This window comes from Streptomyces hebeiensis (assembly GCF_052983195.1).
Map to the genome: position 1 here is coordinate 2,516,214 of NZ_CM129812.1, position 23,645 is coordinate 2,539,858.

General features: G+C 73.5%; 17 protein-coding genes. 11 read left to right on the forward strand and 6 right to left on the reverse strand.

Annotated features, from left to right (window positions below; translation table 11 throughout):
- The first annotated feature begins 120 nt into the window (after window positions 1–120).
- The 8 genes from ACU6P3_RS10745 to ACU6P3_RS10780 all read left to right on the forward strand — a co-directional run bounded on the left by ACU6P3_RS10745 (window position 121) and on the right by ACU6P3_RS10780 (window position 12,878).
- On the forward strand, window positions 121–1,194 hold the full coding sequence (locus ACU6P3_RS10745; protein WP_447196915.1) for a mechanosensitive ion channel family protein: 1,074 nt from the start codon (window positions 121–123) through the stop codon (window positions 1,192–1,194).
- A 459-nt stretch (window positions 1,195–1,653) separates the two neighbouring features.
- Entirely contained in the window at window positions 1,654–3,099 is a 1,446-nt protein-coding gene (locus ACU6P3_RS10750) for a GlnX family signal transduction membrane protein (protein ID WP_447196916.1), read from the forward strand.
- A 134-nt stretch (window positions 3,100–3,233) separates the two neighbouring features.
- Window positions 3,234–4,217: a glutamate ABC transporter substrate-binding protein gene (locus ACU6P3_RS10755; protein ID WP_447197839.1), complete on the forward strand. Its 984-nt coding sequence runs from the start codon at window positions 3,234–3,236 to the stop codon at window positions 4,215–4,217.
- A gap of 172 nt (window positions 4,218–4,389) precedes the next feature.
- On the forward strand, window positions 4,390–5,733 hold the full coding sequence (locus ACU6P3_RS10760; protein WP_447196917.1) for a coiled-coil domain-containing protein: 1,344 nt from the start codon (window positions 4,390–4,392) through the stop codon (window positions 5,731–5,733).
- A complete protein-coding gene (locus tag ACU6P3_RS10765; RefSeq protein WP_447196918.1) occupies window positions 5,730–8,384 on the forward strand; it encodes a serine/threonine-protein kinase in 2,655 nt (884 codons plus the stop codon). The genes ACU6P3_RS10760 and ACU6P3_RS10765 overlap by 4 nt, the downstream gene beginning before the upstream one ends.
- Before the next feature lie 3 nt (window positions 8,385–8,387).
- The gene (locus ACU6P3_RS10770; RefSeq protein ID WP_447196919.1) at window positions 8,388–9,929 is read left to right on the forward strand and encodes a PP2C family protein-serine/threonine phosphatase; all 1,542 of its coding nucleotides are present in this window, start codon (window positions 8,388–8,390) and stop codon (window positions 9,927–9,929) included.
- Between the two features lie 174 nt (window positions 9,930–10,103).
- Window positions 10,104–11,492 carry a vWA domain-containing protein gene (locus ACU6P3_RS10775; protein WP_447196920.1) on the forward strand — a complete coding sequence of 463 codons (1,389 nt, stop codon included), beginning with the start codon at window positions 10,104–10,106 and terminating at the stop codon, window positions 11,490–11,492.
- Window positions 11,493–11,594: 102 nt separating this feature from the next.
- Window positions 11,595–12,878 (forward strand): FHA domain-containing protein, encoded by a 1,284-nt coding sequence (locus ACU6P3_RS10780; protein WP_447196921.1) that lies wholly within the window; start codon window positions 11,595–11,597, stop codon window positions 12,876–12,878.
- Between the two features lie 26 nt (window positions 12,879–12,904).
- Here ACU6P3_RS10780 and ACU6P3_RS10785 read toward each other — a convergent pair whose 3' ends face one another.
- Complete coding sequence (locus ACU6P3_RS10785; RefSeq protein ID WP_447196922.1) at window positions 12,905–14,002, reverse strand: methyltransferase domain-containing protein; 1,098 nt, start codon at window positions 14,000–14,002, stop codon at window positions 12,905–12,907.
- 130 nt (window positions 14,003–14,132) lie between these two features.
- On the opposite strand from ACU6P3_RS10785, the gene ACU6P3_RS10790 reads away from it, so the two are divergent.
- The gene (locus ACU6P3_RS10790) at window positions 14,133–14,537 is read left to right on the forward strand and encodes a globin (RefSeq protein ID WP_447196923.1); all 405 of its coding nucleotides are present in this window, start codon (window positions 14,133–14,135) and stop codon (window positions 14,535–14,537) included.
- An 80-nt stretch (window positions 14,538–14,617) separates the two neighbouring features.
- Here ACU6P3_RS10790 and ACU6P3_RS10795 read toward each other — a convergent pair whose 3' ends face one another.
- The 5 genes from ACU6P3_RS10795 to ACU6P3_RS10815 all read right to left on the reverse strand — a co-directional run bounded on the left by ACU6P3_RS10795 (window position 14,618) and on the right by ACU6P3_RS10815 (window position 19,949).
- Window positions 14,618–15,313 (reverse strand): DUF8010 domain-containing protein, encoded by a 696-nt coding sequence (locus ACU6P3_RS10795; protein WP_447196924.1) that lies wholly within the window; start codon window positions 15,311–15,313, stop codon window positions 14,618–14,620.
- Window positions 15,310–15,774 (reverse strand): acyl-CoA thioesterase, encoded by a 465-nt coding sequence (locus ACU6P3_RS10800; protein WP_447196925.1) that lies wholly within the window; start codon window positions 15,772–15,774, stop codon window positions 15,310–15,312. The genes ACU6P3_RS10795 and ACU6P3_RS10800 overlap by 4 nt, the downstream gene beginning before the upstream one ends.
- 1 nt (window position 15,775) lies before the next feature.
- Window positions 15,776–17,440 carry an energy-dependent translational throttle protein EttA gene (ettA, locus tag ACU6P3_RS10805; protein ID WP_447196926.1) on the reverse strand — a complete coding sequence of 555 codons (1,665 nt, stop codon included), beginning with the start codon at window positions 17,438–17,440 and terminating at the stop codon, window positions 15,776–15,778.
- Window positions 17,441–17,674: 234 nt separating this feature from the next.
- Window positions 17,675–19,099: a Cys-Gln thioester bond-forming surface protein gene (locus ACU6P3_RS10810; RefSeq protein WP_447197840.1), complete on the reverse strand. Its 1,425-nt coding sequence runs from the start codon at window positions 19,097–19,099 to the stop codon at window positions 17,675–17,677.
- A gap of 265 nt (window positions 19,100–19,364) precedes the next feature.
- Window positions 19,365–19,949 carry a single-stranded DNA-binding protein gene (locus ACU6P3_RS10815; protein ID WP_447196927.1) on the reverse strand — a complete coding sequence of 195 codons (585 nt, stop codon included), beginning with the start codon at window positions 19,947–19,949 and terminating at the stop codon, window positions 19,365–19,367.
- Window positions 19,950–20,296: 347 nt separating this feature from the next.
- Between ACU6P3_RS10815 and ACU6P3_RS10820 the strand changes: the two genes are divergently transcribed.
- Both ACU6P3_RS10820 and ACU6P3_RS10825 read left to right on the forward strand, forming a co-directional pair.
- On the forward strand, window positions 20,297–22,201 hold the full coding sequence (locus tag ACU6P3_RS10820; protein ID WP_447196928.1) for a TIGR02677 family protein: 1,905 nt from the start codon (window positions 20,297–20,299) through the stop codon (window positions 22,199–22,201).
- On the forward strand, window positions 22,198–23,637 hold the full coding sequence (locus tag ACU6P3_RS10825; protein WP_447196929.1) for a TIGR02678 family protein: 1,440 nt from the start codon (window positions 22,198–22,200) through the stop codon (window positions 23,635–23,637). Before ACU6P3_RS10820 ends, ACU6P3_RS10825 begins: the two co-directional genes overlap by 4 nt.
- Window positions 23,638–23,645: the final 8 nt, after the last annotated feature.

Below are 23,645 nucleotides of genomic sequence, written 5' to 3' on the forward strand. Positions count from 1 at the left end.
GGCGGACCCTACGTGAGTCGCGTCTCTCGGGCCCGCTACGGGACCGGCCCGGCCCGGCTCCCCCGTTAGTGTGGTCGGGCTGCCCGGCACCCGGCCCGGCAGCCTTCTGGAGGTTGTGTCGTGTCCTGGTCCGCCCCGCTCGCCGCCGGTCCCTCGTCCGACTCCGTCACGCTCGACGAGGCGGCGGACCGGGCGGGCGACGCCGCGAGCTGGGTCGAGGAGAACTGGGCCACGTGGCTGGGCATCGGGCTGCGCATCGTGCTCATCGTGGTGATCGCCCTCGTCCTGCGCCATGTGATCCGCCGCGCCCTGACCAAGCTCATAGACCGGATGAACCGCAGTGTCCAGTCGGTCGAGGGCACCGCTCTGGGCGGCCTCCTCGTCAACGCCGAGCGCCGCCGCCAGCGCTCCGAGGCCATCGGCTCCGTGCTCCGGTCGATCGCCTCGTTCCTGATCCTGGGGACGGCGGCGCTGATGGTGCTGGGCGCGCTGAACATCAATCTGGCGCCCCTGCTGGCCTCCGCCGGTGTCGCGGGCGTGGCGATCGGTTTCGGCGCGCGCAACCTGGTGACCGACTTTCTCTCCGGTGTCTTCATGATCCTCGAGGACCAGTACGGCGTCGGCGACAACATCGACGCCGGGGTGGCCTCCGGCGAAGTGATCGAGGTCGGCCTGCGCGTCACGAAGCTGCGGGGCGACAACGGCGAGATCTGGTACGTGCGCAACGGCGAGGTGAAGCGGATCGCCAACCTCAGCCAGGGCTGGGCCACGGCCGGGGTCGATGTGGTGGTCCGGCCGACGGAGGACCTGGATCACGTCCGTACGGTCATCACCGGCGTCGCCGAGACGATGGCCAAGGACGACCCGTGGAGCGAGCGGCTGTGGGGCCCGATCGAGGTGCTCGGCCTGGATTCCGTCCTGCTGGACTCGATGACCGTGCGTCTGTCGGCGAAGACGATGCCCGGCCAGGCGCTGGGGGTGGAGCGCGAACTGCGCTGGCGGATCAAGCGCGCGTTCGACGAGGCGGGCATCCGCATCGTCGGCGGCATGACCGTGGAGGCGCCGGAGGAGGAGCCCTCGGACCCGACGGCGGGCGTCTCCGCCCCGTCCGCCCTGTCCAGCCCGACGTCCCCGCAGTCGATGGCGGCGTCCCCGATAACGCCCGCGCCGCAAGGGGCGAACCTCTCCAAGTGAACCGGGTACGCGACCGTGCCTCGACGGGTGGTCGCGTACCGACGCGTAAGGCGCCTCCGGGCGGGAACCGATCCCTCGTGTCCGGCGTATTCATGGATGGGGGACGTCGGACGCGAGGTGGGGGGAGATCGGAAGGCCGGCGCGAACGGGACTCCGCCGTAACGGAACCGGCCGGACAGCGCCGGGCCGGACAGCGAAGGGCCGGACGGGCGCCTGCCGGATCGCGCTCGGATGGGCCTAGTGCCGCAAACCTTGCCGGGAGGGGCACTGGCGGGCGGTTCGACCGCTCTGCGAGCGGAGCGGAGGCGTACGCGCGCGGACTTGGGCCCATGCGGGTAACAAGATCCAGACGGCCGGGTGTAGTTGCCGGTCTCTGCGGCCATACTGCTGACCGGGAGTTCGTCCCCCGTCGCCATCACCGGGGGCTCGTCGTCGTCGGATGACCGAGGGGGAGGTCACGTGACACATCCGCCGCATGTGCGTACCGCACCACCGTCGGCTCCGACGTATGCGCCCAGGGTGCCGCCGGGGCCACCGGGACGGACGGAACAGGGGGGCGGCCGGGGGGACCGGGAACCGCGGGGGACGCCGCCCGGGCGCCGCCCGGCGTGGCAGGAGTCCATGGAGCGGCTGCGCGCCGCGGCCACCACGGAGCCCGGCCGGCTGAGGATCATCGGCGCGGCCCTGGCACTGCTGGTCGTGGCGTTCGGGGCGGTGACGGCCTGGGAGGCCACCGACCGGTTCGGCGCGGCCGACGACGTGGTGAGACGCAGTCAGCCGCTGACCGTCGGCGCCGCGGACATCTACCGCTCCCTGGCCGACGCCGACACGGCCATGGCGAGTGCCTTCCTCTCGGGGGCCCAGGAGCCGGCCGCGTTGCGCGAGCGCTATCAGGAGGACATCGAGCGGGCCTCGCGGCTGCTGGTCGAGGCGGCCACGTACACGGAGGGTTCGAGCGATTCGGGGCGCGAGATCGCCACGCTCAACGAGGGGCTGCCCCGCTACACGGGCCTCGTCGAACGGGCCCGCGCCAACAACCGGCAGGGCCTGCCGCTGGGTGGCGCCTATCTGCGGTACGCGAACCAGCAGATGACCGAGGAACTGCTGCCCGCCGCCGAGCGGTTGTACGAGGCGGAGACGGACCGGCTGCGCCGGGACAGCGACGACGCGCGGAGCCTGCCGTACGCGGCACTGGCGCTGGGCGTGCTGGTCCTCGGCGCGCTCGCCGGCGCCCAGCGGCGCGACTACCGCCGCACGAACCGGGTCTTCAACCAGGGGCTGCTCACCGCCACCGCCGCGAGCACGGTGCTGCTGCTCTGGCTGACCGTCGGGCATACGGTCGCACGGGTCGAGCTGCACGGCGCGCAGGTGCACGGCCAGGCGTCGCTGGAGGTCCTGAACGACGCCCGGGTCAGCGCCCTCAAGGCCCGGGCGAACGAGAATCTGACCCTGGTGGCGCGGGGCGCCGTCCTCACGGACGACGGCAAGCACGACAAGTACGAGACGGACTACGCCACGAACATGGGCAGGCTCGACGCCGCGCTCGCCGAGGCCCGGAAGCTGGCGGACGACCCGGCGGGCGCGGAGCCGGTGCGGGCCGCGATCCGGTCGGTCGCGCAGTGGCGCGAGCGGCACCGCTCGGCCGGTGAGACGGACCGGGCGGGTGACTACGACGCCGCGGTGGAGAAGGTCATCGGGGGCGAAGGGTCCACGGAGCAGTCCTTCGATCAGGTGAACAAGGAGCTCGTGACGGCGCTCGCGCGGGAGCAGTCGGAGTTCGACGAGGCCGCCCGGGACGGGCTCGGCGCGCTGGCCCCGCTGGCGGTCGGGGCGGGCGTCCTGGCGGTGGTCGGCGTGCTGGGTACGGTCCTCGGCATCGGCCGCAGGCTGTCGGAGTACCGGTGAGAGGGGGCGGGATGGGGACAGTCGGAGGACTCGACCGGTCCCACGGGGGCGATTCGGCGGGCGGCCCTTCGCCGGTCCCGGCCCGCGGGCGCGGTCTCGCGGGCCGGCTCCGCGGCTGGGGCGGCGTCTCGGCCATGGCCGCGGCCTGCGCGCTGACGGCGGCGGTCACCCTGCTGCCGTTGTCCCACTCGGTCGACTCGCGCGCCGAACGGGTGACGTCAGGTCAGCGGACCGCCTCCGTCACTCGGGCCGACGACGATACGTGCGGGACGCCGGAGGCCAGTCTCCGGCCGTCCCCGGACGGCGAGGACGGGGACACCATCCGCTCGATCCGGGAGCGGCCGAACAGGAAGCTGGTCGTCGGGGTCGACCAGAACAGCTATCGCTGGGGTTACCGCGATCCGGTGACGGGCGATCTGGAGGGCTTCGACATCGACCTCGCGCGCGCCATCGCCGAGGACATACTCGGCAGCCGTGACGACGTCATCTTCCGTGCCATCCCGACCAACCAGCGCGAGGCGGCGCTGAACAACGGCACGGTCGACCTGGTCGTCAGGACCATGACCATCACCTGTGACCGGCGGCAGCGCGTCGACTTCTCCACCGCGTACTTCCAGGTGGGGCAGCAGGTGCTGGCGCCGAAAGGCTCGTCGATCACCGGCTTCGACGCGTCGCTGGCCGGCAAGCGGGTCTGCACGGCAGAGGACTCCACCGCCTACCAGGCGCTGGAGAAGGACGCGCACGGCGCGATATTCAAGGACGAGCACGACGGAACACCCGCCGACGAGGACCGGTTGACGGTGCCCAACCAGCTCGACTGCCTGGTGCGCCTGCAGTTGGGCGAGGTGGACGCGGTGGTGACGGACAACGCGCTCGCGGCCGGCCAGGCGGCCCAGGACCCGGCGGTGGAGCTGGTCGGCGAGCCGCTGCCGCCGGAGTACTACGGCGTCGCCGTGAAACTGGGCAACGATGATCTGGTACGCAGGGTGAACAAGGTGCTGGAGGGGTATCGCGCGGGTGGGGCGGACAGCCGCTGGATGCGGTCGTACGAGACCTGGCTGAAGGCGGGGCTCCCGGGGATCACGGCCCCGCCGCCCGCCCGGTACCGGAACGAATGAACGGCGACCGACAGCCGAGCGGCCGCTGACGAGCGAGCGTCGGACGACCGAACGGCGGCTGACGACGGGCGGCGGCCGAGGAACGACGGAGGACCGCGCGACGGCCGGCGGAGGGCAGCACGGCGGCGGGGTACGCCGGGAGACGGTCAGGACCAGAGCGGAGAGGTGATCGATGGGCGCCACGGGCTCCTTCCTCGACCCGATGGGAGGGCCACCGGACCCGGTGCTGGACCGGGACCAGGTGGACCGTGCTCTGGCGCGCCTCGAGGCCGAGCACGAGGCGATCGAGACCTCGCTGCTCGCCCTCCAGGACCACGCCGGCCGCAGGCTCCTCGAGGGCGCCGAGCTGACCGGGGTCACGAAGGACCGGTGGTCCGCCGCCGAACGGTCGATCTCCCTGCTGTGGACGTATTTCGACAGCTACAGCGCTGCGCTGGCCGGCGCCCGCGAGGTGCGCGCCCGGCGCCGCTGGCCCAACCACGACGACCTGGCGGAGCTGACGGAGACGCTGCGCGGGCGGAGCGTCACCGTCGCGGGCGGAGCGGGCCACGAGGTGCCGTCCCGCACGGGCCCGGCCCGGCTCTCCGAGCAGTTCACGCTCGCGGAGCTGGTCACCCGGATGAACGAGCTCTACGCGACGTCCCTGGACATGGTGGTGGCCGCCGACTCGGTCTGGTCGGCGCTGCCCGCGCGGATCGACCTGCTCTCCGCCGAGCTCCGGCGGACCCGTTCGCTGGCCCACTCCGTGGGCGTACGGCCAGGGGAACATCCGGCGGGCGACGACCTGGATTCCATCACGCACGAGTTGAGCGCGCTGCGCGAGATGGTGGTCTCGGACCCGCTGGCCTTCTGGCGGCCCGCGCCCGGCAGTTCGGCGCCGGGCGGCGGGCGCCCGGACACCGAGCGCTACGACCGGGCGGCGCGTGCGCTGGAGGACGTACGGCGCGAGATCGAGGCGGTCCTGCGGGTCCGCCAGGACTCGGAGGAGCGGCTGATGCGGCTGCGGGACGTGCTCTCGCGCGCGGACCGCACGCTCACGGAGGCGCGGTCCGCGCGCGGCGAGGTGCTGGCGAAGATCGCGGCGACGGAGGTGCCGGCGGTCAGCGGCCCGCCGACCGCCCTCCAGGAACGGCTGTCGGCCGCCGCCGAGTACCGCAGGCGCGCCCAGTGGCACCGGCTCTCGCCGCTGCTGGAGTCGCTGGAACGGGACGCCGAGGACGAACTGCTGCGGGCGCGCGAGTCGTTGACGGCGGTCACGGCCCCCCTGGCGGTCCGGGCCGAGCTGCGCGGCCGGCTCGACGCGTACAAGGCCAAGGTGGCCCGGCACGGCATGGCCGAGGACCCGCTGCTGATCGAGCGGTACGACGCGGCGCGCCGGATGCTGTGGAGCGCGCCGTGCGATCTGCGCGTGGCGGAAGCGGCGGTGCTGCGCTACCAACAGGCCGCCGCAGAGCTGCTGGTGCCGCGCGGGCCGGCGGCGGGTCCGCGGGGCGACGGGGAACGGGGAGAGCGATGAGTGCGACGGCGACGTGCCAACGCCCTGGCTGCGAGGGCTCGTACGAGGACATGGGCGGCGGTGAGCTGTACTGCGACACGTGCGGGCTCGCCCCCGTCGTGGCGTCCCGCGGGGCCCGGTCGCCGATCCCCGCCCAGGCGGGCGGCGACGGCGAGGGGTCCGGGGCGGGCGGCGGCTCGGGGCGTTCCTCGTCCCGGTCCTCCGCCGGGTCCGCGCGCTCCTTCGCGGAGGGTTCGGCCCGGAGCACGGAGAGGTCGACGTCCCGGCCGTCCTCCCGCTCCTCGACGTCCCGGCGTTCGGTCTCGGGCCGGCTGTCGCGCACCCGCTCCGGGCGGCTGTCCGGCCGCTCGGTCTCGGTGCGCAGCTCCGGCTCCTCGTCCTCCTCCGGGCTTGGCCGGCTCGGCGCCGGACTGGTCTCCGTGCCCGACGTGCCGCGCCGGGACCCGCGGTCCGCCGTGATGGAGAGCCCGGAGGTGCCGGAGCGCAAGCGGTACTGCTCGCGGTCGGACTGCGGGGCGCCGGTGGGCCGGGCGCGCGGCGGCAGGCCGGGGCGTACGGAAGGGTTCTGCACGAAGTGCGGCCATCCCTACTCGTTCGTTCCGAAGCTGCGCGCGGGCGACATCGTGCACGGGCAGTACGAGGTCGCGGGCTGTCTGGCCCACGGCGGCCTGGGCTGGATCTACCTCGCCGTCGACCGCGCCGTGTCGGACCGCTGGGTGGTCCTCAAGGGCCTGCTCGACACGGGCGACCAGGACGCGATGGAGGCGGCGATCTCCGAGCGCCGGTTCCTCGCGGAGATCGAGCACGCGAACATCGTCCGGATCTACAATTTCGTCGAACACCTGGACCAGCGCACCGGCTCCCTGGACGGCTACATCGTCATGGAGTACATAGGCGGCAAGTCGCTGAAGGAGATCGCCAACGAGCGGCGGGCACCGGACGGCAGGCGCGACCCGCTGCCCGTGGAGCAGGCCTGCGCGTACGGGATCGAGGCGCTGGAGGCGATCGGCCACCTGCACAGCCGCAACCTGCTCTACTGCGACTTCAAGGTGGACAACGCCATCCAGACGGAGGACCAGCTCAAGCTGATCGACCTCGGCGCGGTCCGCAAGATGGACGACGTCGAGTCCGCGATCTACGGGACGGTCGGCTACCAGGCGCCGGAGGTCGCCGAGACCGGCCCCTCCGTGGCCTCCGACCTGTACACGGTGGCGCGTACGCTCGCGGTCCTGACCTTCGACTTCCAGGGCTACACGAACGTGTTCGCGGACTCGCTGCCCGCGCCGGACAACATCGAGGTGTTCCGGTCGTACGAGTCCTTCTACCGGCTGCTGGTGCGGGCGACGGACCCGGACCCGGCGCGCCGGTTCTCCTCGGCCCCGGAGATGGCGGACCAGCTGACGGGGGTGTTGCGGGAGGTCGTGGCGCTCCAGACGGGCCGGCCGCGGCCCTCGCTGTCGACGCTGTTCGGCCCGGAGCTGCGGATCACGGACACGGAGCTGTTCGCGGAGCCGGCGGAAGACGTCTCGCGGCTGGGGGCGCGCGCGGGCGCGCCCGGCGCGCCGGGCCCGGACATCTCGTTCCCCGCCGCCGGCACCTCGTCCCCCGGCGGCGGGCCCTTGCCCCCGGGCGGCGGGCCCCGGTTGAGGCCACTGGACGCCGGGGCCACCGCGCTGGCCCTTCCCGTACCGACGATCGACCCGGCGGATCCGAACGCGGGCTTCCTGGCCGGGCTGATGGCCGCGGCCCCCGCCGAACTGCTCTCCGCGCTGGCCGGCGCGCCCGCCGAGTCCGTGGAGCTCGGGCTGCGCGAGCTGCGGGCGCGGCTGGAACTGGGCGAGACGGCCCCGGCCGCCGAGACGCTGGAAAGGCTGGAGGAGCGGCGCCCCGACGACTGGCGGGTGGTCTGGTACCGGGGCGTCGCCGCGCTCGCGGGCGGTGATCACGAGACCGCGGCGCTCTCCTTCGACGCGGTCTACGACGCGTTTCCCGGCGAGCCCGCGCCGAAGCTGGCCCTGGGGGTCTGTGCGGAGGTGCTCGGCCAGCTGGACAACGCGGCCGAGTACTACCGGCTCGTCTGGACGACCGACCCGAGCTATGTGAGCGCCGCGTTCGGCCTGGCGCGGGTACGGCTCGCGGCGGGCGACCGGGTGGGCGCCGTACGGACGCTGGAGTCGGTGCCCGAGTCGTCGATCCACTACACGGCGGCGCGGGTGGCGGCCGTACGGGCCAGGCTGCGCGAGCGCGACCCGCGCCCGCCGGCGGCGTCCCCGCCGTCGGCTCCGGACCCGGCGTCCGCACCGGCCGCGGCGTCCCCGTCCTCCGGCGGCGGCGCGGAACCGTCCCTGATCGAGGATCTGCTCGCGGCGGCGCACCAGGTGGCCGAGCTCCAGCGGTTCGGTCTGGACGCCGTCCGGCGTGAACGGCTGTCGACGGAGGTACTGGGCACGGCCCTGGACTGGGTACTCTCCGGTAGTCCCGGGTCACGGCCCGTGCAGGCCGCCCTGCTCGGGAGCGAACTGGACGAGCGCGGCCTCCGCTTCGGGCTGGAGCGCTCGTACCGGACGCTCGCGCGGCTCGCGCAGAGCGGCGAGGAAAGGATCGAACTGGTGGAGCGCGCAAACCGTTTCCGCCCCCGGACGTGGGTGTGATCGATGTCCCAGATGCCCGACCCGGCCGGCCGGCCGGTCTGCCCCGAGTGCGCGGAGCCGTTGGAGTCCGGCGACCTGTTCTGCGGAGCGTGCGGCCATGACCTGGCGGACCTGTGGTCCGCGTCACCGCCCGCCGGCGACCGTCCCACCCTGGTGATGAACCACACGCCCGCCGCGGCGGTCCAGTGGCCCTCCGCACCCGGTACGGAACGCGGTACGGACCGCTCCGACGCGCCCGGGCGCGCGTGCCACGCGGAGGAACTGCCGGTCCTGGAGTCGGACGGGTCATGTCTTCCGCCGCACACCGGGGACTTCGAGCTGCCCGCGCCGGCCCCGGCGGCGGCGCGGATACGGGGCGGGGAGGCCGCCGCCGTGGCGGACACGGACCCGACGCCCCCGGGCGGCACGCCGACCGACGCCCCCGGCACGGGTGGGACATCCGGCACGGACAGCACGGACAGCACGGACAGCACGGCCGACCCCGGCGGCACGGGCGGTGAGTCCGGGGGCACGGGCGACGTGCCCGGCGGGGGGGCCGCCGTCGACCCCCGTACGACCCCCCTGGTGCCCGGTTCCGTACCCGGCGGGCCGCCGGCCCCGGGTGGCGGGGCCGGCGCGAAGCTCTGTGTCGCCTGCCGCACCGGCCGGGTCGACACCGACGGGTACTGCGAGAACTGCGGGCACGCCCAGCCACGGGAACGGGATCACATGGAGCGGGAGCTGGGCTCGGTGGCGGCCGTCAGCGACCGGGGACTGCGCCACCACCGCAACGAGGACGCGTTCGCGGTGTCGTCCGCCGCCCTGCCGGACGGCTCACCCGCCGTCGTGGCCGTGGTCTGTGACGGGGTGTCGTCGGCGACCCGCCCCGACGACGCCTCGGCGGCGGCCGCCGCCTCCGCCAACGAGTCGCTGCTGGCGGGGCTGGAGCGCGGCACGCACCCCCAGCAGGCCATGCACGACGCGATCGTCGCCGCCGCCGAGGCGGTCACCTCCCTCGCCGCGTACCCGCCCAGCGCCCTGGACGAGCCGCACCGCCATCAGAACGCACCCGCCTGCACGATCGTCGGCGCGGTCGTGGCGAACGGCCTGCTGATCGTCGGCTGGATCGGCGACAGCCGGGTGTACTGGGTCCCCGACGACCGGGGCGGGCCGGCCGCCCGGCTCACCGAGGACGACTCCTGGGCCGCCCAGATGGTCGCGGCGGGCCTGATGAACGAGGCGGAGGCGTACGCGGACGCGCGCGCCCACGCGATCACGGGCTGGCTCGGCGCCGACGCCTACGAAGTGGAGCCGCACACCGCCTCGTTCAAGCCGGACCATTCCGGGGTGGTCGTGGTCTGCACGGACGGCCTGTGGAACTACGCGGAGGGCGCGGACGAGATGGCCAGGGCGCTGCCGGACGACGCTGCGGCCCGCCCGCTGCACGCGGCCCGGGTGCTGGTCGGGCACGCACTCGACGGCGGGGGCCATGACAACGTGACGGTGGCCGTGCTGCCGTTCCCCGTACCGCCGCAGGCCTCGGAATCCGCCTGCGCCACGGCATGAGCCCGCTCCGCGCCCCCCGGGCCGGTCCGGGCCGGCGGTCGGCGGCCCTCTGACGTCCTCCCCTGCCTCTTCCGCTTCCTCCTGTCCACCCGTGGCCACTCGCGGCCACGTATGACCCGTTGTGAACGCTTTTCACCTGTCTCAGTTATGTGGAGCGCCAAGGAGCCGATACAGATGGCCAACTTGTCCAAGTCGACCGCGCCGCGGTTCTCCGTCGACGTGTACCAGAACGAATACCTGCCCGAGGGCGGGCGCGAGGTCAACGCGATCGTCACGGTCACCTCCACGGGTGGCGGCACCACCGGCGGAGTTCCGCTGCCCAGCGCCTCGTCGGCGTCGGCGTCGGGGTCATCCGCCCCGTCCGCGCCGGCGGCTTCCGCAGGGCCGGGCCCGGACGCGGCCGTAGTGATCATGGTCGACTGCTCGGGCTCCATGGACTACCCGCCGACGAAGATGCGCCACGCGCGCGACGCCACGGCCGCTGCCATCGACACCCTGCGCGACGGTGTCGCCTTCGCCGTGGTCAGCGGTACGCATGTGGCCAAGGAGGTCTTCCCCGGCCAGGGCCGCCTCGCCGTCGCCGACGCCTCGACCAGGGCCGGGGCCAAGGAGGCCCTGCGGCGGCTCAGCGCGGGCGGCGGTACGGCGATCGGCACCTGGCTGCGGCTGGCCGACCGGCTGCTGGCACCGGCCGATGTCGCCATCCGGCACGGCATCCTGCTCACGGACGGCCGTAACGAGCACGAGTCGGCGGACGCGCTCAGGGCCGCGTTGGACTCCGTGTCGGGCCGTTTCACCTGCGACGCCCGGGGAGTCGGCACGGACTGGGCGGTGAAGGAGGTCACAGGCGTCGCCTCGGCGCTGCTCGGCACCGCCGACATCGTCGCGGACCCGGCCGGGCTGGCCGAGGACTTCACCCGGATGATGGAGAACGTGATGGGCAAGGAGGTCGCGGACGTCTCGCTCCGGCTCTGGACACCCGTCGGCGTGGAGATCGGTTTCGTCAAGCAGGTGGCGCCCGCGGTCGAGGAGCTGACCGGGCGGCGCACCGAGGCGGGACCGCGCGCCGGGGACTATCCGACCGGCTCCTGGGGCGACGAGTCGCGTGACTACCACGTCTGTGTCCGCGTCCCGGAGGCGGGCATCGGCCAGGAGATGCTGGCCGCCCGGGTCTCGCTGGTCCTGCCCGCCCAGGGCGGTGGAGCTCCCGAGGTGCTGTCCCACGGGCTGGTACGGGCGGTGTGGACGGACGACATGGCGGCCTCGACGGCGATCAATCCGCAGGTCGCGCACTACACGGGCCAGGCCGAACTCGCGACGGCCATCCAACAGGGGCTCGACGCCCGCAAGTCCGGGGATGTCGACGGCGCGACCGCGAAACTGGGACGAGCCGTACAGCTCGCCGCCTCGTCCGGAAACGCCGATACGGCGAAATTGCTTTCGAAGGTGGTGGACGTGGTCGACGCGGCGACAGGTACTGTGCGACTGAAGGCGAAGGTCGCGGACGCGGACGAGATGACTCTCGAGACGCGCTCGACGAAGACCGTCCGTGTGAAGAAGTAGCGTCGAGTAGCGTCACACACCGCCGCCAGGACAAGCAGTCGAAGCAGTAGTCGCAGGAGCGAGCGGCCCGCGGGCCGGACGAGGAAAGGGGGAAGCGCCGACATGCCGACCTGCCCGAACGGACACCAGTCGGGTTCCGAGGACTGGTGCGAGGTCTGCGGCCACCGCATGGCCACCGGCCCCGCCGGCGCCGTGCCGCCGCCCCCTCCCCCGCCGCCCGCGCCGGGGTACGGCTACCCGCAGGCCCCTCCCCCGGGACCGGACACCACGGCGCAGGCGGAACTGTGCCCGCAGTGCCGTACGCCCCGCGAGGCCATGGCACCGTTCTGCGAGGAGTGCCGCTGGAACTTCCTGACGAACACGGCGACGTCGTACACGCCGCTGGCACCGCAGCACCGCACGGCGCCGCCGGCCGGTTTCGGCGGTCAGGGCGGTGGTCCGGGCGGTCCCGGTGGCGCCGCCGGTCCCGGGAATCCCGTGGTGCCGCCGTCCGGGCTCAACCTGCCGCCCGGTTTCCAGGCCCAGCAGGGCCCGCCGCGCCCGCCCGACCCGTACGAGTACCAGGGCTCCCGCCCCTCCCAGCTGAACCGGCCCGCCGAGCCGCTGGGCCCCGAGCAGCCCGGACAGCCCGCGCCGGGGCCCGCGTCGGCCTCCTCGCCGTCGTCGCCCCCGTCACCGCCCGGGCAGTCCTCGCCCGCCGCGCAGCCGCCGCAGGGCCCGCACCAGCAGGGGCAGCAGCAGGGGCCACCGCCCCCGCCGCCGTACCAGCAGGGTCCGCCGCCCCCGCCCGCCTTCCAGCAGCAGTCGGCCGCGCCCCCGGCACCGCCGCGGCCCCAGTCGCCGCGGAGCGGCGGTGACGACGACTGGATGCTGTCCCCTCCGGCGCACGCCCAGGGTCCGCAGTCCCCGCCGTCTCCGGCGCCGCAGGCGCGGTTCCCGCAGCAGGGCCCCGGGCAGCAGTACCCGGGACCGGCCGCCCCGGCCGGCTGGACGGCGGTCATCGCCCCCGACCGCGAGTACTTCATGGCGATGATGACCCGCAGCGGTCCGGAGGCGACCGGGCTGAACCTGCCCGCGTACTCCCCCGAGCAGCACCTGCCGCTCTCCGGGAGCCAGGTCACGATCGGCCGCCGCAGGCACTCCACGGGCGAGTCCCCGGACATCGACCTGTCGGTGCCGCCGGAGGACCCGGGCGTCTCGCACCAGCACGCGATCCTGGTCCACCAGCCGGACGGGAGCTGGGCCGTGGTCGACCAGAACTCCACCAACGGCACGACCCTCAACGGTGGCGAGGACCCGATACAGCCCTATGTCCCCATCCCGCTGAAGGACGGCGACCGGGTGCACGTCGGCGCCTGGACGACGATCACGATCCGCAGGGGCTGAGCGCCACCGCCCGGTCGGCTGTCCGGTCAGCCGCGCTCGGAGCCGAGGGGCCATACGTACGGGCCCGCCGGATCGTCCAGCCACGCCCACTGCCGGTCGTCGGCGGCGACGGTGACGCCGAACCGTTCCCGTCCGGGGCGCGCTTCCTGCTCCCACAGGGAGAGCGCCTCGCGCGGGTCCAGGATCCCGGCGGTCAGCGTCAGCAGGAACTGCAGGAGTTCGTCCCCGCCCGCGCGGGCGGGCGGGGCGCCGGGCGGCCGGTGTCCCGGGTGCCGGGCCCCGGGCAGGCCCCGCAGGGGGACGAAGTAGGCGGCGGTGGGCAGGAAGCGCCCCTCCGCCCAGCGCCCGCGCGCTTCTTCCGGGGCGCGGGGCTGCTGACCGGAATCCTGACCGAGCCCGGGGTCGCTCCCCCGGGCGGGCCCGAGGACACTGCCCGCCACCCGCAGCGAGAGCAGTCCGCCCGCGAGCGGGACCAGGATGCGCGCGCCCGGCCTGCACTGCGCGGGCCACGCCGCCGGTACGGACGTCAGGGTGCAGGTCGCGATGATCGCGTCGTACGGGGCGCGCCCCGGGACGCCGCGCGCCCCGTCGCCGGTGACGACGGTCGGCCGGTAGCCGGCCGTGGCGAGATGCCCGCGCGCGGACTCCGTGATCTCCGGGTCGAGGTCGACGCTGGTGACCCGCTCGTCCCCGAGCCGGTGCGCCAGCAGGGCGGCGTTGTAGCCGGTGCCGGCCCCGATCTCCAGCACGCGGTCCCCGTCCCGGACCTCCAGCTCCGCGAGCATGCGCGCCATCAGGGACGGCTGGCTGCTGGACGACACCAGCTCGCCGTCACGGATCCGGGTCGCCAGCGGCGCGTCCCCGTACGCCCCGCGCAGCCATCGCCGCCGCCGTGCGGGATCGGGGTCCCCGTACCAGAGCCGGTCCCAGCCGCCCGGCCGGCTGACGAAGTAGTACGGCACGAACACATGCCGCGGCACCGCTTCGAACGCCGCGCGCCAGGCCGGATCCGCCAGTGCCCCGGCCGCCGCGATGCCCCGGACCAGCGCGGCACGGGCCTCGGCGGCGGCCGCGTCGTCCGGCGGGTACAGATCAGGGGTGTGTTCGTCACCGTGAGCGCCCATCCCTCCACTGTCCTGGGTCGGCGCCCCGGAAGCGAGCAGGCCCCGCCGCCGCGAGGTCCGCGCTCCCCGGAGGCCGGTCGGGAGTCCTAGGGCCGAGGTACTCGGCCGGGGCGTCTGAGACGATGGACGGGTGAACGAGATTCGGCGCGGCACGCTTCAGGAGCAGACCTTCTACGAGCAGGTCGGCGGCGAGGAAACCTTCCGACGCCTGGTCCACCGCTTTTACCAGGGCGTGGCGGAGGACCCGCTGCTGCGCCCCATGTACCCGGAGGAGGATCTCGGCCCCGCCGAGGAGCGCCTCGTTCTCTTCCTCATGCAGTACTGGGGCGGCCCTCGCACGTACAGCGAGAACCGCGGCCACCCCAGGCTGCGGATGCGTCACGCGCCGTTCACGGTCGACCGGGCCGCGCACGACGCGTGGTTGAGGCACATGCGGACGGCGGTCGACGAACTCGGCCTGTCCGAGGAGCACGAACGGCAGCTCTGGGACTACCTGACGTTCGCGGCGGCCTCGATGGTCAACACCCCGGACTGAACCCCCGCCGCGCCGCGCCCGAAGCGCCGCCCCCGAAGCGGCGGGCGCCGGGCCGCCGCGCGGCGGCCCGCACGCACCACTCAGGCAGGCGTGACCGTGAGGCCGCCGAGGCCCGCGCTCCGTACCGCGATCGAGCCGTAGGGCGTACGGAGCCGGAGCCAGGCGCCCGACTCCAGCAGCGTCGGCCGCTCCTCGCACCCCGCGCCCGCGGGCACCATGGCCCGGACGGGCCGCAGGAAGCCCAGCGACTGCGCCGCGTGGGCGGCGCGCAGCGGCAGACGGGTGTCGCCGAGCGTGCGGGACCATATCTCACGGCCGATCCGGTCCCGCTCCGCGCGCGTGCGCTCGTCCGGCGCGAGTCGTTCGTCGCGGGCCCGGAACTCGGCCACCGCGGCGGTCAGCGCGCCCCTGATGGCCTCCTCGTCCGGCAGCCCGGCCACCTGCCGCCAGCCGCCGCGCGGCGGCAGCACGCCCGCCCAGGGCGGGCCCGTGACGGCCGCCGGCACCACCACGCTGCCGGCGGACTCGTCCAGGGCTTCCAGCAGTTCCCCGGCGGAGACGGTGACGTCGAACTCGGGCGCCGCTGCCAGCCGGGCCGTACGGATGGCCAGCACCTCGAAGGACGGGGGCCGTCCGAACACCGCGAGCGCGCCGCCGCCGGCCTGGAGCCGGACGGCGGCGGCGCGGTCGTAGTGGATCAGCCGCGCGAGGAAGGCGCCGAGGTCGGCCGCCTCCCGCCCGTCAGCGAACTCCAGGGTCCGAACCGCCGCCGTCATGCCGCGAGCGTGTCCTTCTCGTCCGCCCGGCCGGTCCCTTCGGTCCCGTCGGCGTCCTCGGCCATGTACTCCATCAGGTACGACCGCTCCTCGGCGGTGATCCGCCGGGGCCGAGCCGCCTCGAGGTCGTAGGGCACGACGACCGTGGAGGCCCGCACGTACACCTGGTCCTCGTCCTTGATCTCGTACGCGATGGTCAGCGACGCGGCGGAGATCTTCGTCACCCAGGACTCGACGGTCACCGGCTCGTGCCGGTGGACCAGCGGACGCTTGTAGTCGATCTCGTGGCGGGCGACCACGGACCCGCCGGAGAACGACGGCGAGCCGTCCCCCGGCGCCAGCCGGAACATGAAGTCGATCCGCGCCTCCTCCAGGTAGCTGATGAAGACCGCGTTGTTGACGTGCCCGAAGGCGTCCATGTCCGACCAGCGCAGGGGGCAGCTGTAGATGTGCCGGGCCATGTCAGCCCCGGGTCAGCTTCTTGTAGGTGGTCCGGTGCGGGCGGGCGGCGTCGGCGCCGAGGCGTTCGATCTTGTTCTTCTCGTAGGACTCGAAGTTGCCCTCGAACCAGAACCACTTGGAGTCGCCCTCGTACGCCAGGATGTGCGTGGCGACGCGGTCGAGGAACCACCGGTCGTGGGAGACGACCACGGCCGCGCCCGGGAACTCCAGCAGCGCGTTCTCCAGCGAGGACAGGGTCTCGACGTCGAGGTCGTTGGTCGGCTCGTCGAGGAGGAGCAGATTGCCGCCCTGCTTGAGGGTCAGCGCCAGGTTGAGGCGGTTGCGCTCGCCTCCGGAGAGCACCCCGGCCGGCTTCTGCTGGTCCGGGCCCTTGAACCCGAACGCGGAGACGTAGGCGCGCGAGGGCATCTCGACCTGGCCGACGTTGATGTAGTCCAGCTCGTCCGAGACGACCGCCCACAGCGTCTTCTTCGGGTCGATGTTGCCGCGGCCCTGGTCGACGTAGCTGATCTTGACGGTGTCGCCGACCTTGATGGTGCCGGAGTCCGGCTCCTCGAGGCCCTGGATCATCTTGAACAGCGTGGTCTTGCCCGCGCCGTTCGGGCCGATGACCCCGACGATGCCGTTGCGCGGCAGCGTGAAGGACAGGTCGTCGATGAGGACCTTGTCGCCGAACGCCTTGGAGAGGTTCTCCACCTCGACGACGACATTGCCCAGCCGCGGCCCCGGCGGGATCTGGATCTCCTCGAAGTCCAGCTTCCGCATCTTGTCCGCCTCGGCGGCCATCTCCTCGTAGCGGGCCAGCCTGGCCTTGGACTTGGCCTGCCGCCCCTTGGCGTTGGAGCGGACCCACTCCAGCTCGTCCTTGAGCCGCTTGGCCCGCTTGGCGTCCTTCTGGCCCTCGACCTTGAGGCGGGTCTGCTTGGTCTCCAGGTACTTGGAGTAGTTGCCCTCGTAGCCGTGCAGACGGCCGCGGTCGACCTCGCAGATCCACCCGGCGACGTTGTCGAGGAAGTACCGGTCGTGGGTGACGGCGACGATGGTGCCGGGGTACTTGGCGAGGTGCTGCTCCAGCCACTGCACGGACTCGGCGTCCAGGTGGTTGGTGGGCTCGTCGAGGAGGAGCAGGTCGGGGGCTTCGAGCAGCAGCTTGCAGAGCGCGACGCGACGGCGCTCCCCACCGGACAGGTTGGTGACGGGCCAGTCGCCGGGCGGGCAGCCGAGCGCGTCCATCGCCTGTTCGAGCTGGGTGTCCAGGTCCCACGCGTTGGCGTGGTCGAGGTCCTCCTGGAGCTTGCCCATCTCCTCCATGAGGGCGTCGGAGTAGTCCGTCGCCATCAGCTCGGCCACCTCGTTGAAGCGGTTGAGCTTGCCCATGATCTCGGCAGCGCCGTCCTGGACGTTCTGCAGCACGGTCTTGGACTCGTCGAGCTCAGGCTCCTGGAGGAGCATGCCGACGGTGTACCCCGGGGTCAGGAACGCGTCGCCGTTGGACGGCTGCTCCAGACCGGCCATGATCTTCAGGATGGTGGACTTTCCCGCGCCGTTGGGTCCCACCACACCGATCTTCGCACCCGGCAAGAAGCTCTGCGTCACGTCATCGAGGATGACCTTGTCGCCGTGCGCCTTGCGCGCCTTGCGCATCGTGTAGATGTACTCAGCCAAGAGAAACCGTCCGGCAATCGAGAAGGGCCAATGTGCGGCTCCGCCGCGTGAGGGCAGATACAGCCATCTTGCCCGACCGCCGCCCCTGGGCGAAAACCCGTCTCGCCGCCCCACCTCCGAACAGCGGCTTTCACCGTCGGTTCCGGCGATTCGCCGTCACCGACGGTCGCCGCCGCGCCCGAACGCTCACACGCCGGGCGCGCGCGGTCACTCACCGTTGCCGGGCGCACGCGGTCACTCGCCGTCGGCGGGCCCGTCCGTTCCGGCAGCGTTCTTCTTCCGGAGGAGGAAGACGGCGGCACCGCCGAGCACCACCAGGGCGATCGCCAGGCCCGCTATCACCGGCGTGGCGCCGGAGGAGCCCGTCTCCGCCAGGTTGTCCCCGCCGCCGAGCGCGGACGGACCGCCCGCCGAGGCGGGGAGGGGCTGTGAGGACGCCTTCTGGGTCACCGGGCCCGCGTCACTGGTGGTCACGCAGTCCAGCACCCCCTTGAAGTTCTGGGAGAAGCCGCCCGGTCCGGTGACGGTGAAGTCGTACGCCGCGTCCTCGCCGACCGGGACGGTGACGGTCCTGGACGCACCGGCCGCCACGGTGTGCTCCTCCCCCGCCAGCTCGAACACGTACGCCTCGTCCCCCTGGTTGACGACGCTGACGTCGACACCCCCGGCCGCGCAGTTCTTCTTCGCGGTGATCGCGGGTATCGCGCCGCCGTCGGCCCAGTTGGCGCTCGCCGTGGCGGAGACCGTCGAGTCGCTGGAGCCCGCGAGGATCTGCGTCTGGCTCCTCGTCACCCCGGCGAAGGCCCGGCCGACCGGCACCGAGGTGGTCGCCTGCACGGTCAGCCGGCCGGAGGCGGCCGAGGCGTCCTCGGGGACGTCGAAGTACAGCCGCGCCCCGTCCTTGGCCGTGTCCACCGCGACGCCGTACTCGTCCGTGATCCTCACTCCGCTGGCGGCGGCGTCCACGGGGGGTGAGACCGTGACGCCGACCGCGTCCGTACGCACCGTGACGGGACCGAGCCGCTCCCCCGCCCTGCCGGAGACGGCCGCGGGCTCCAGCGTGAGCGACGCCCGGGGCTCCGCGACGTTCCGCGCGCTCTTCTCCAGCCAGTCCGCGAGCTTCTCGGCCTGCGCGTCCCGCGCCTCGACGTCGACACCGTCCGAGTACCGCCAGATCGCCACCTGGGTACCGGCCGCCGCGGTCCGCTCCGTGAGGGGGCCGGTGCCCGCGCTCTTCGCCAGGGCCGCGAGGTTGTCGACCTGCGGGTAGGAGTGCTCCAGGATCCAGCGGATCTTGCCCGCGTTCTCGTTGCCGCCGAGCGAGGTCTCGTCCCAGGAGGTCTCCACGTACGCCGCCTGGTCCTGCGTCGGGTTGTGGATGTCTATGCAGTACGTCTTGAGATTGCCGCCCCCGTCGACGGTCATCTCGAACAGTCCGGCGGGCAGTTGCTGGTCCTGGCCGTCCTCATGGAGCACGGCGTCGTCGTAGATCGTCAGCCCGTCCAGGGTGGCGGACGCGCCGCCGCCGTGCTGGGGGACCTCGTCGGCGGCGGTGGCCGTGCCGGCACCGGCCAGGGATCCCATGGCCAGCAGCCCCGAGGTGACGACCGCGGCGGCGAGCCGGGCGGCGCCCCGCCTCCGTACCGATGACACAGATATCGCAGAAAACACAGAATTCCCCTTCGGGCAAGGCCGTGTCGCGCGGGGCGCGCCGGGTGGGGATGCCTTGCCGGCAGACTCAAGTGCCCCATGAGTAGGCGTAAATCCTATGGACGGCGCGAACCACCATCGCTCGGTCGAGCCCGCGGGGGCCCGTTCCGAATCGGAATCGTTACCGACACGCCGGGGCGACCTCGGAATAGGACTGGCAATATCGACAAACCTTCACAACTGCGCGTCACCGCACGGCCGTCCGTCCGGTCGCTCACGCGAGCACCCCCACCGGCTCCACGACGGCCCCGGGAGCGCGCGCCGCGTCCACGGCCCAGCCTCCCCCGGGGCCCTGGCCCGCGCTCCGGTCCGGCTCGGGCGACCGCTCCCGCGCACGCGCCGTCGGCTCCGGAGGCCGCTCCTCCGGCCGCAGGCCCGGCCCCTCCGCCTCCCCCTGCCTGTCCGTAGCATTTTCATGACGCACAGTCAGAGCGGGAGCCGCCCTGGTCGGACGCCTGAACGCGGATGTCCCCCGGGTCAGGTCGTGGCCCGCCGCCACCGCGTCGATCTCGACGGACGTCCGCCGCTGCCCGTCCCGTTCGCCCTCGCGCACCCGCAGCCGGCCGTGCACGACGAGCGGCTCGCCGACGGAGACCGACGCGGCCAGATTCGCTCCCAGGGCCCGCCACGCCCACACGGTGTAGAAGCTCGTCGGACCGTCGGCCCAGTCGCTCCGCCGACGGTCCCAGCGACGCCCTGTCACCGCGAACCTGAACCGCGCCACCCCGCCCGTGGCCGACTCCCTGAATTCCACGCCGGTCGCGACATTGCCCACCAGCGTCACCACGGTGTCGTTCATAACTCGTCCACTCCCCCTCCGGGCCGTTGCGTTGACTGGTTCCATGCTGGCTCAAGCGGAGGAATCGGGCTGAAGCCTGTGCATTACTCGCCAGTTGTGGAAAACGTCGTCACCCGGCCGAGGAAATACGCGGAATACACTCTTGTTCCCCGGCATCCCGGACCGTACCGGCGGAGTCTGCCCTCCCCGGTCCCTGGCGTTCCCCGGTCCCTGGCGCGCCCCGGTCCCTGGCGCGCCCCGGTCCCGTTCCCCGGTCCCGTTCCCCGGTCCCTGCCGTGCTCCGCCCCACCGGCAAAAGCGCGCATCATGCATGGGAACGGGCCGGGTTCGGGGAGGATGCACGGACGATGACATCTCAGCCGATATCTCAGCCGACGGCCACGAAGCCGCCGGCGTCCGGCCCGGGGCGTGCCGGCTACGCCGCGTTCGCGCATCTGACCGCCCCCAACGCCGCCCTGTACCGGCAGGTCATGCACGCCTTCCTCGACGCGAAGGAGCGCTTCGCCGTGCACCTGCGCCCCGAGGACGTACAGGCCGCGCTGCCTGCGCCGTACCGGCCCGCGGACATGGAGACCGTGGCCAGGACGCTGGACCGGCTCGTCGAGTGGGGCAATCTGCGGGCCGATCCTGACACCGCGCGCGTCACGGCGGTGGAGGACTTCTACCGCAAGCGGTTCATCTACCAGCTCACGCGGGCCGGTGAGGCGGCCGAGGCCGCCCTGGGCACATACGACGAGGCCCTCGGGCGGCGCGGCGAACTCCAGGCGGTCGCGCTCCACGACATCGTCACCCAGCTGCGGGCCTTGCTGGTGATCGCCGCGGACGAGGAGCCCGACCCGGCCAAGGCGCACCTCGCGCTGTCCGCGCTGACGGCCCGGTTCGCCGCCCTCGCGGACAACGCCCGGGCCTTCATGGGGTCGCTCCAGCGCACCATCGACCTGCACGACGTCGAGGTGGAGGCGTTCCTCGCGTACAAGGACCGGCTGATCCAGTACCTGGAGCGGTTCATCCAGGACCTGATCACGCTCGGCGGGCGCATCGCCGGACTGATCGCGGAGCTGGACGGCACGGAGGGCCCGTCGGACTCGATGAGCTCGGCGGGGGCGGCGGGGGCGGCAGGGCTGAAGGGGAGGGCAGGGCCCGCGGGAGTGGCAGGGGTGGCGGGTGCGCGGCCCTCGTCGGAAGTCCGGTCGTGGGAGGCGGGCGGGCGGATCGATCCCCTGCTGCGGCTGGCCGCCGCCCGCGAGGCCACCGACGCCAGCCCCGAGGAGGCGGCGGACGCCGAGGCGGCGGCCTACGCCAGGTGGCGGGACCGCTGGGCGGGGCTGACCGACTGGTTCGTGTCCGGGGAGGGGCGCGAGTCGCAGGCGCGGCTGCTGCGCGGCCGGGCGCTGGGGGCGATCCCCCAGCTGCTGGCCGTCGTACGGCAGTTGAACGAGCGGCGGGCCGGGCGTTCGGACCGCTCGGCCGACTTCCGTACGCTGGCCCGCTGGTTCGCCGAGGCTCCGGACGACGCGACGCGGCACCGGCTGTGGCGGGTCGCCTTCGGGCTGCACTCCTCCCGCCATCTCACCGTGGACGCCGACACCCTCGCCGAACGCAGGGCGGAGCCGATACCGGCCGCCACCCCCTGGGCCGGGGCGAATCCGCTGCGGATCAGTCCACAGCTCCGCCGCACCGGCAGCTACGAGCGGCGCGGCAAACCCCGCCGGGTGGCGGACCGGAGCGGGGCCAGAGCCCGGCTCGCCGAGATCGCCGCACGCCAGGCACACCAGACCGCCCGGGCCCGGGCCCGGCTCGCCACCGGGGGCGAGATCCGGCTGTCGCGGCTCGGCGAGCTCGACCCCCTCGCCTTCGACCTGTTCCTGCGGCTGCTCGGCGACGCGCTGGCCACCTGGCGGCCGGGGATGACGACAACCATGACGACCAGCGGCGACGGTTCGATGGAGATCCGGCTGACGGCGCTGGACGACGGCGCGACGGCCGAGATCCGCACCCCGGGCGGGGTCTTCCGGGGCCCGGACCACCTGGTGGAGATCACCGACCTCGCCGCCGGCCGGCCGGAGCCGGCGAACCATCCCGGACCGGCCCCCGGACCGGCCCCCGGGCCGACGGACGGTCCGGGAACGGCGGCGGACGCCCTCGAAACGGCGCACCGACCGGAACGTGGCCGCGCGGAAACGGGCCGCTCGGAAACGGCCGGCGCCCCCGAAACGGCGGACCGCGTCAAGAACGAAGGAACAGCCCCATGACTACGCCCCTGGCCGAGGTCCTCGACGGCCAGCGCGCCGCAGATGTCCAGCGGGCCGCCCGCGCCCTGCTCAAGGAGCCGCTGCTGACCGCGGACGGCCCCCGCGCTGACGAGTTCCGGCTCGTGCGGCAGCACGCGACCGAACTGCGGGAGTGGTTCGAGCGCAACGCGGGCTGGTCCCTGCGCGTGGACGCGGAGGCCGCCCGGCTGCGCAAGACGCCCGGAGTGCTCTCCGATGCCACGCACCCGGCGCGCGAGGCCAGCAGGACCGCACTGCCCTTCACCCGCCGCCGCTACGTCCTGCTCTGCCTGGCACTGGCCGTTCTGGAGCGCGGCGAGGCACAGGTCGCGCTCGGCCGGCTGGCGGAACAGGTGGTGCTCGCCGCGGCGGACCCGCACCTCGCGGCGGCCGGCGTCACGTTCTCGCTGGAGCGGCGCGACGAACGCCTCGATCTCGCGGCCGTCGTGCGGCTGCTGCTGGCGCTCGGTGTCCTGCGGCGCGTGGCCGGTGACGAGGAGGCGTACGTGAACGGGGCCGGTGACGCGCTGTACGACGTGCGGCGCCGCGTGCTGGCCGGCCTCCCCGCGACCCGGCGCGGCCCCTCCATGGTCGCGGCCGAGGAAGCGGCGGACCTCAAGAGCGGGGATCAGCACGGCGATGAGCAGTACGGCAGCGGACAGCGGCACGAGCCGTACGCACAGCGACCCGGCAGGCGCGCCCGCACCGGCAGCGCCCCCCGCCCCGGCACCGACGCGGACGCCGACGCGGACGCCGAGGGCACCCGAGTCGCCCCCGTCTCCGCCGTCCCCCCGGAACGCTTCCACCAGCGGCTCGTACGCCTGACCGCCGAGACGGCGCTGGACAGCGACGAGCTGAGGTTCCGGGCGATCCGCTGGAAGCTGACCCGCTGTCTGCTGGACGATCCGGTCCTCTACTACGACGAACTCACCGACGGCGAACTGGCCTACCTGACCCGGCAGCGCGGCTTCATCACCGCGAGGATCAGCGAGCTGACCGGCCTGGTCGCCGAGGTCCGGGCCGAGGGCATCGCGATGGTCGACCCGCTGGACGACCTCACCGACGTCCGCATGCCCGAACAGGGCACCCACGGCCACATCACCCTGTTGCTCGCCGGGTATCTGGCGGCGGCCGACCGCGCGGTCGAACCGGCGGAGTTGGAGCGGCGCGTCCGTGAGCTGGCCGCGGAGCACGGCGGCTTCTGGTCGAAGGCGGCCAGGGAGCCGGGGGCGGAACCGGAACTGGTCGAGCGGGCGGTGGCGAAGCTGGTGGCGCTCGGCCTGGTGACCCGTACGGAACGAGGTGTCCTGCCGCGCCCGGCGCTCGCGCGGTACGCGGTCGGTGAGCCGGTCGTTCGTGAGCGCGGCTACCGACAGGCCCACAAGGTCACAGCTCCGGAGCCGGGGCCGGGGCCGTAGCCGGAGCC

Excerpts from the sequence above, each read along its gene's own strand:
- ACU6P3_RS10755 (WP_447197839.1), top strand. The coding sequence starts at position 3,234 with ATGGCCGCGGCCTGCGCGCTGACGGCGGCGGTCACCCTGCTGCCGTTG.
- ACU6P3_RS10760 (WP_447196917.1), top strand. The coding sequence starts at position 4,390 with ATGGGCGCCACGGGCTCCTTCCTCGACCCGATGGGAGGGCCACCGGAC.
- ACU6P3_RS10765 (WP_447196918.1), top strand. The coding sequence starts at position 5,730 with ATGAGTGCGACGGCGACGTGCCAACGCCCTGGCTGCGAGGGCTCGTAC.
- ACU6P3_RS10770 (WP_447196919.1), top strand. The coding sequence starts at position 8,388 with ATGTCCCAGATGCCCGACCCGGCCGGCCGGCCGGTCTGCCCCGAGTGC.
- ACU6P3_RS10775 (WP_447196920.1), top strand. The coding sequence starts at position 10,104 with ATGGCCAACTTGTCCAAGTCGACCGCGCCGCGGTTCTCCGTCGACGTG.
- ACU6P3_RS10780 (WP_447196921.1), top strand. The coding sequence starts at position 11,595 with ATGCCGACCTGCCCGAACGGACACCAGTCGGGTTCCGAGGACTGGTGC.
- ACU6P3_RS10785 (WP_447196922.1), bottom strand. The coding sequence starts at position 14,002 with ATGGGCGCTCACGGTGACGAACACACCCCTGATCTGTACCCGCCGGAC.
- ACU6P3_RS10795 (WP_447196924.1), bottom strand. The coding sequence starts at position 15,313 with ATGACGGCGGCGGTTCGGACCCTGGAGTTCGCTGACGGGCGGGAGGCG.
- ACU6P3_RS10800 (WP_447196925.1), bottom strand. The coding sequence starts at position 15,774 with ATGGCCCGGCACATCTACAGCTGCCCCCTGCGCTGGTCGGACATGGAC.
- ACU6P3_RS10815 (WP_447196927.1), bottom strand. The coding sequence starts at position 19,949 with ATGAACGACACCGTGGTGACGCTGGTGGGCAATGTCGCGACCGGCGTG.
- ACU6P3_RS10820 (WP_447196928.1), top strand. The coding sequence starts at position 20,297 with ATGACATCTCAGCCGATATCTCAGCCGACGGCCACGAAGCCGCCGGCG.
- ACU6P3_RS10825 (WP_447196929.1), top strand. The coding sequence starts at position 22,198 with ATGACTACGCCCCTGGCCGAGGTCCTCGACGGCCAGCGCGCCGCAGAT.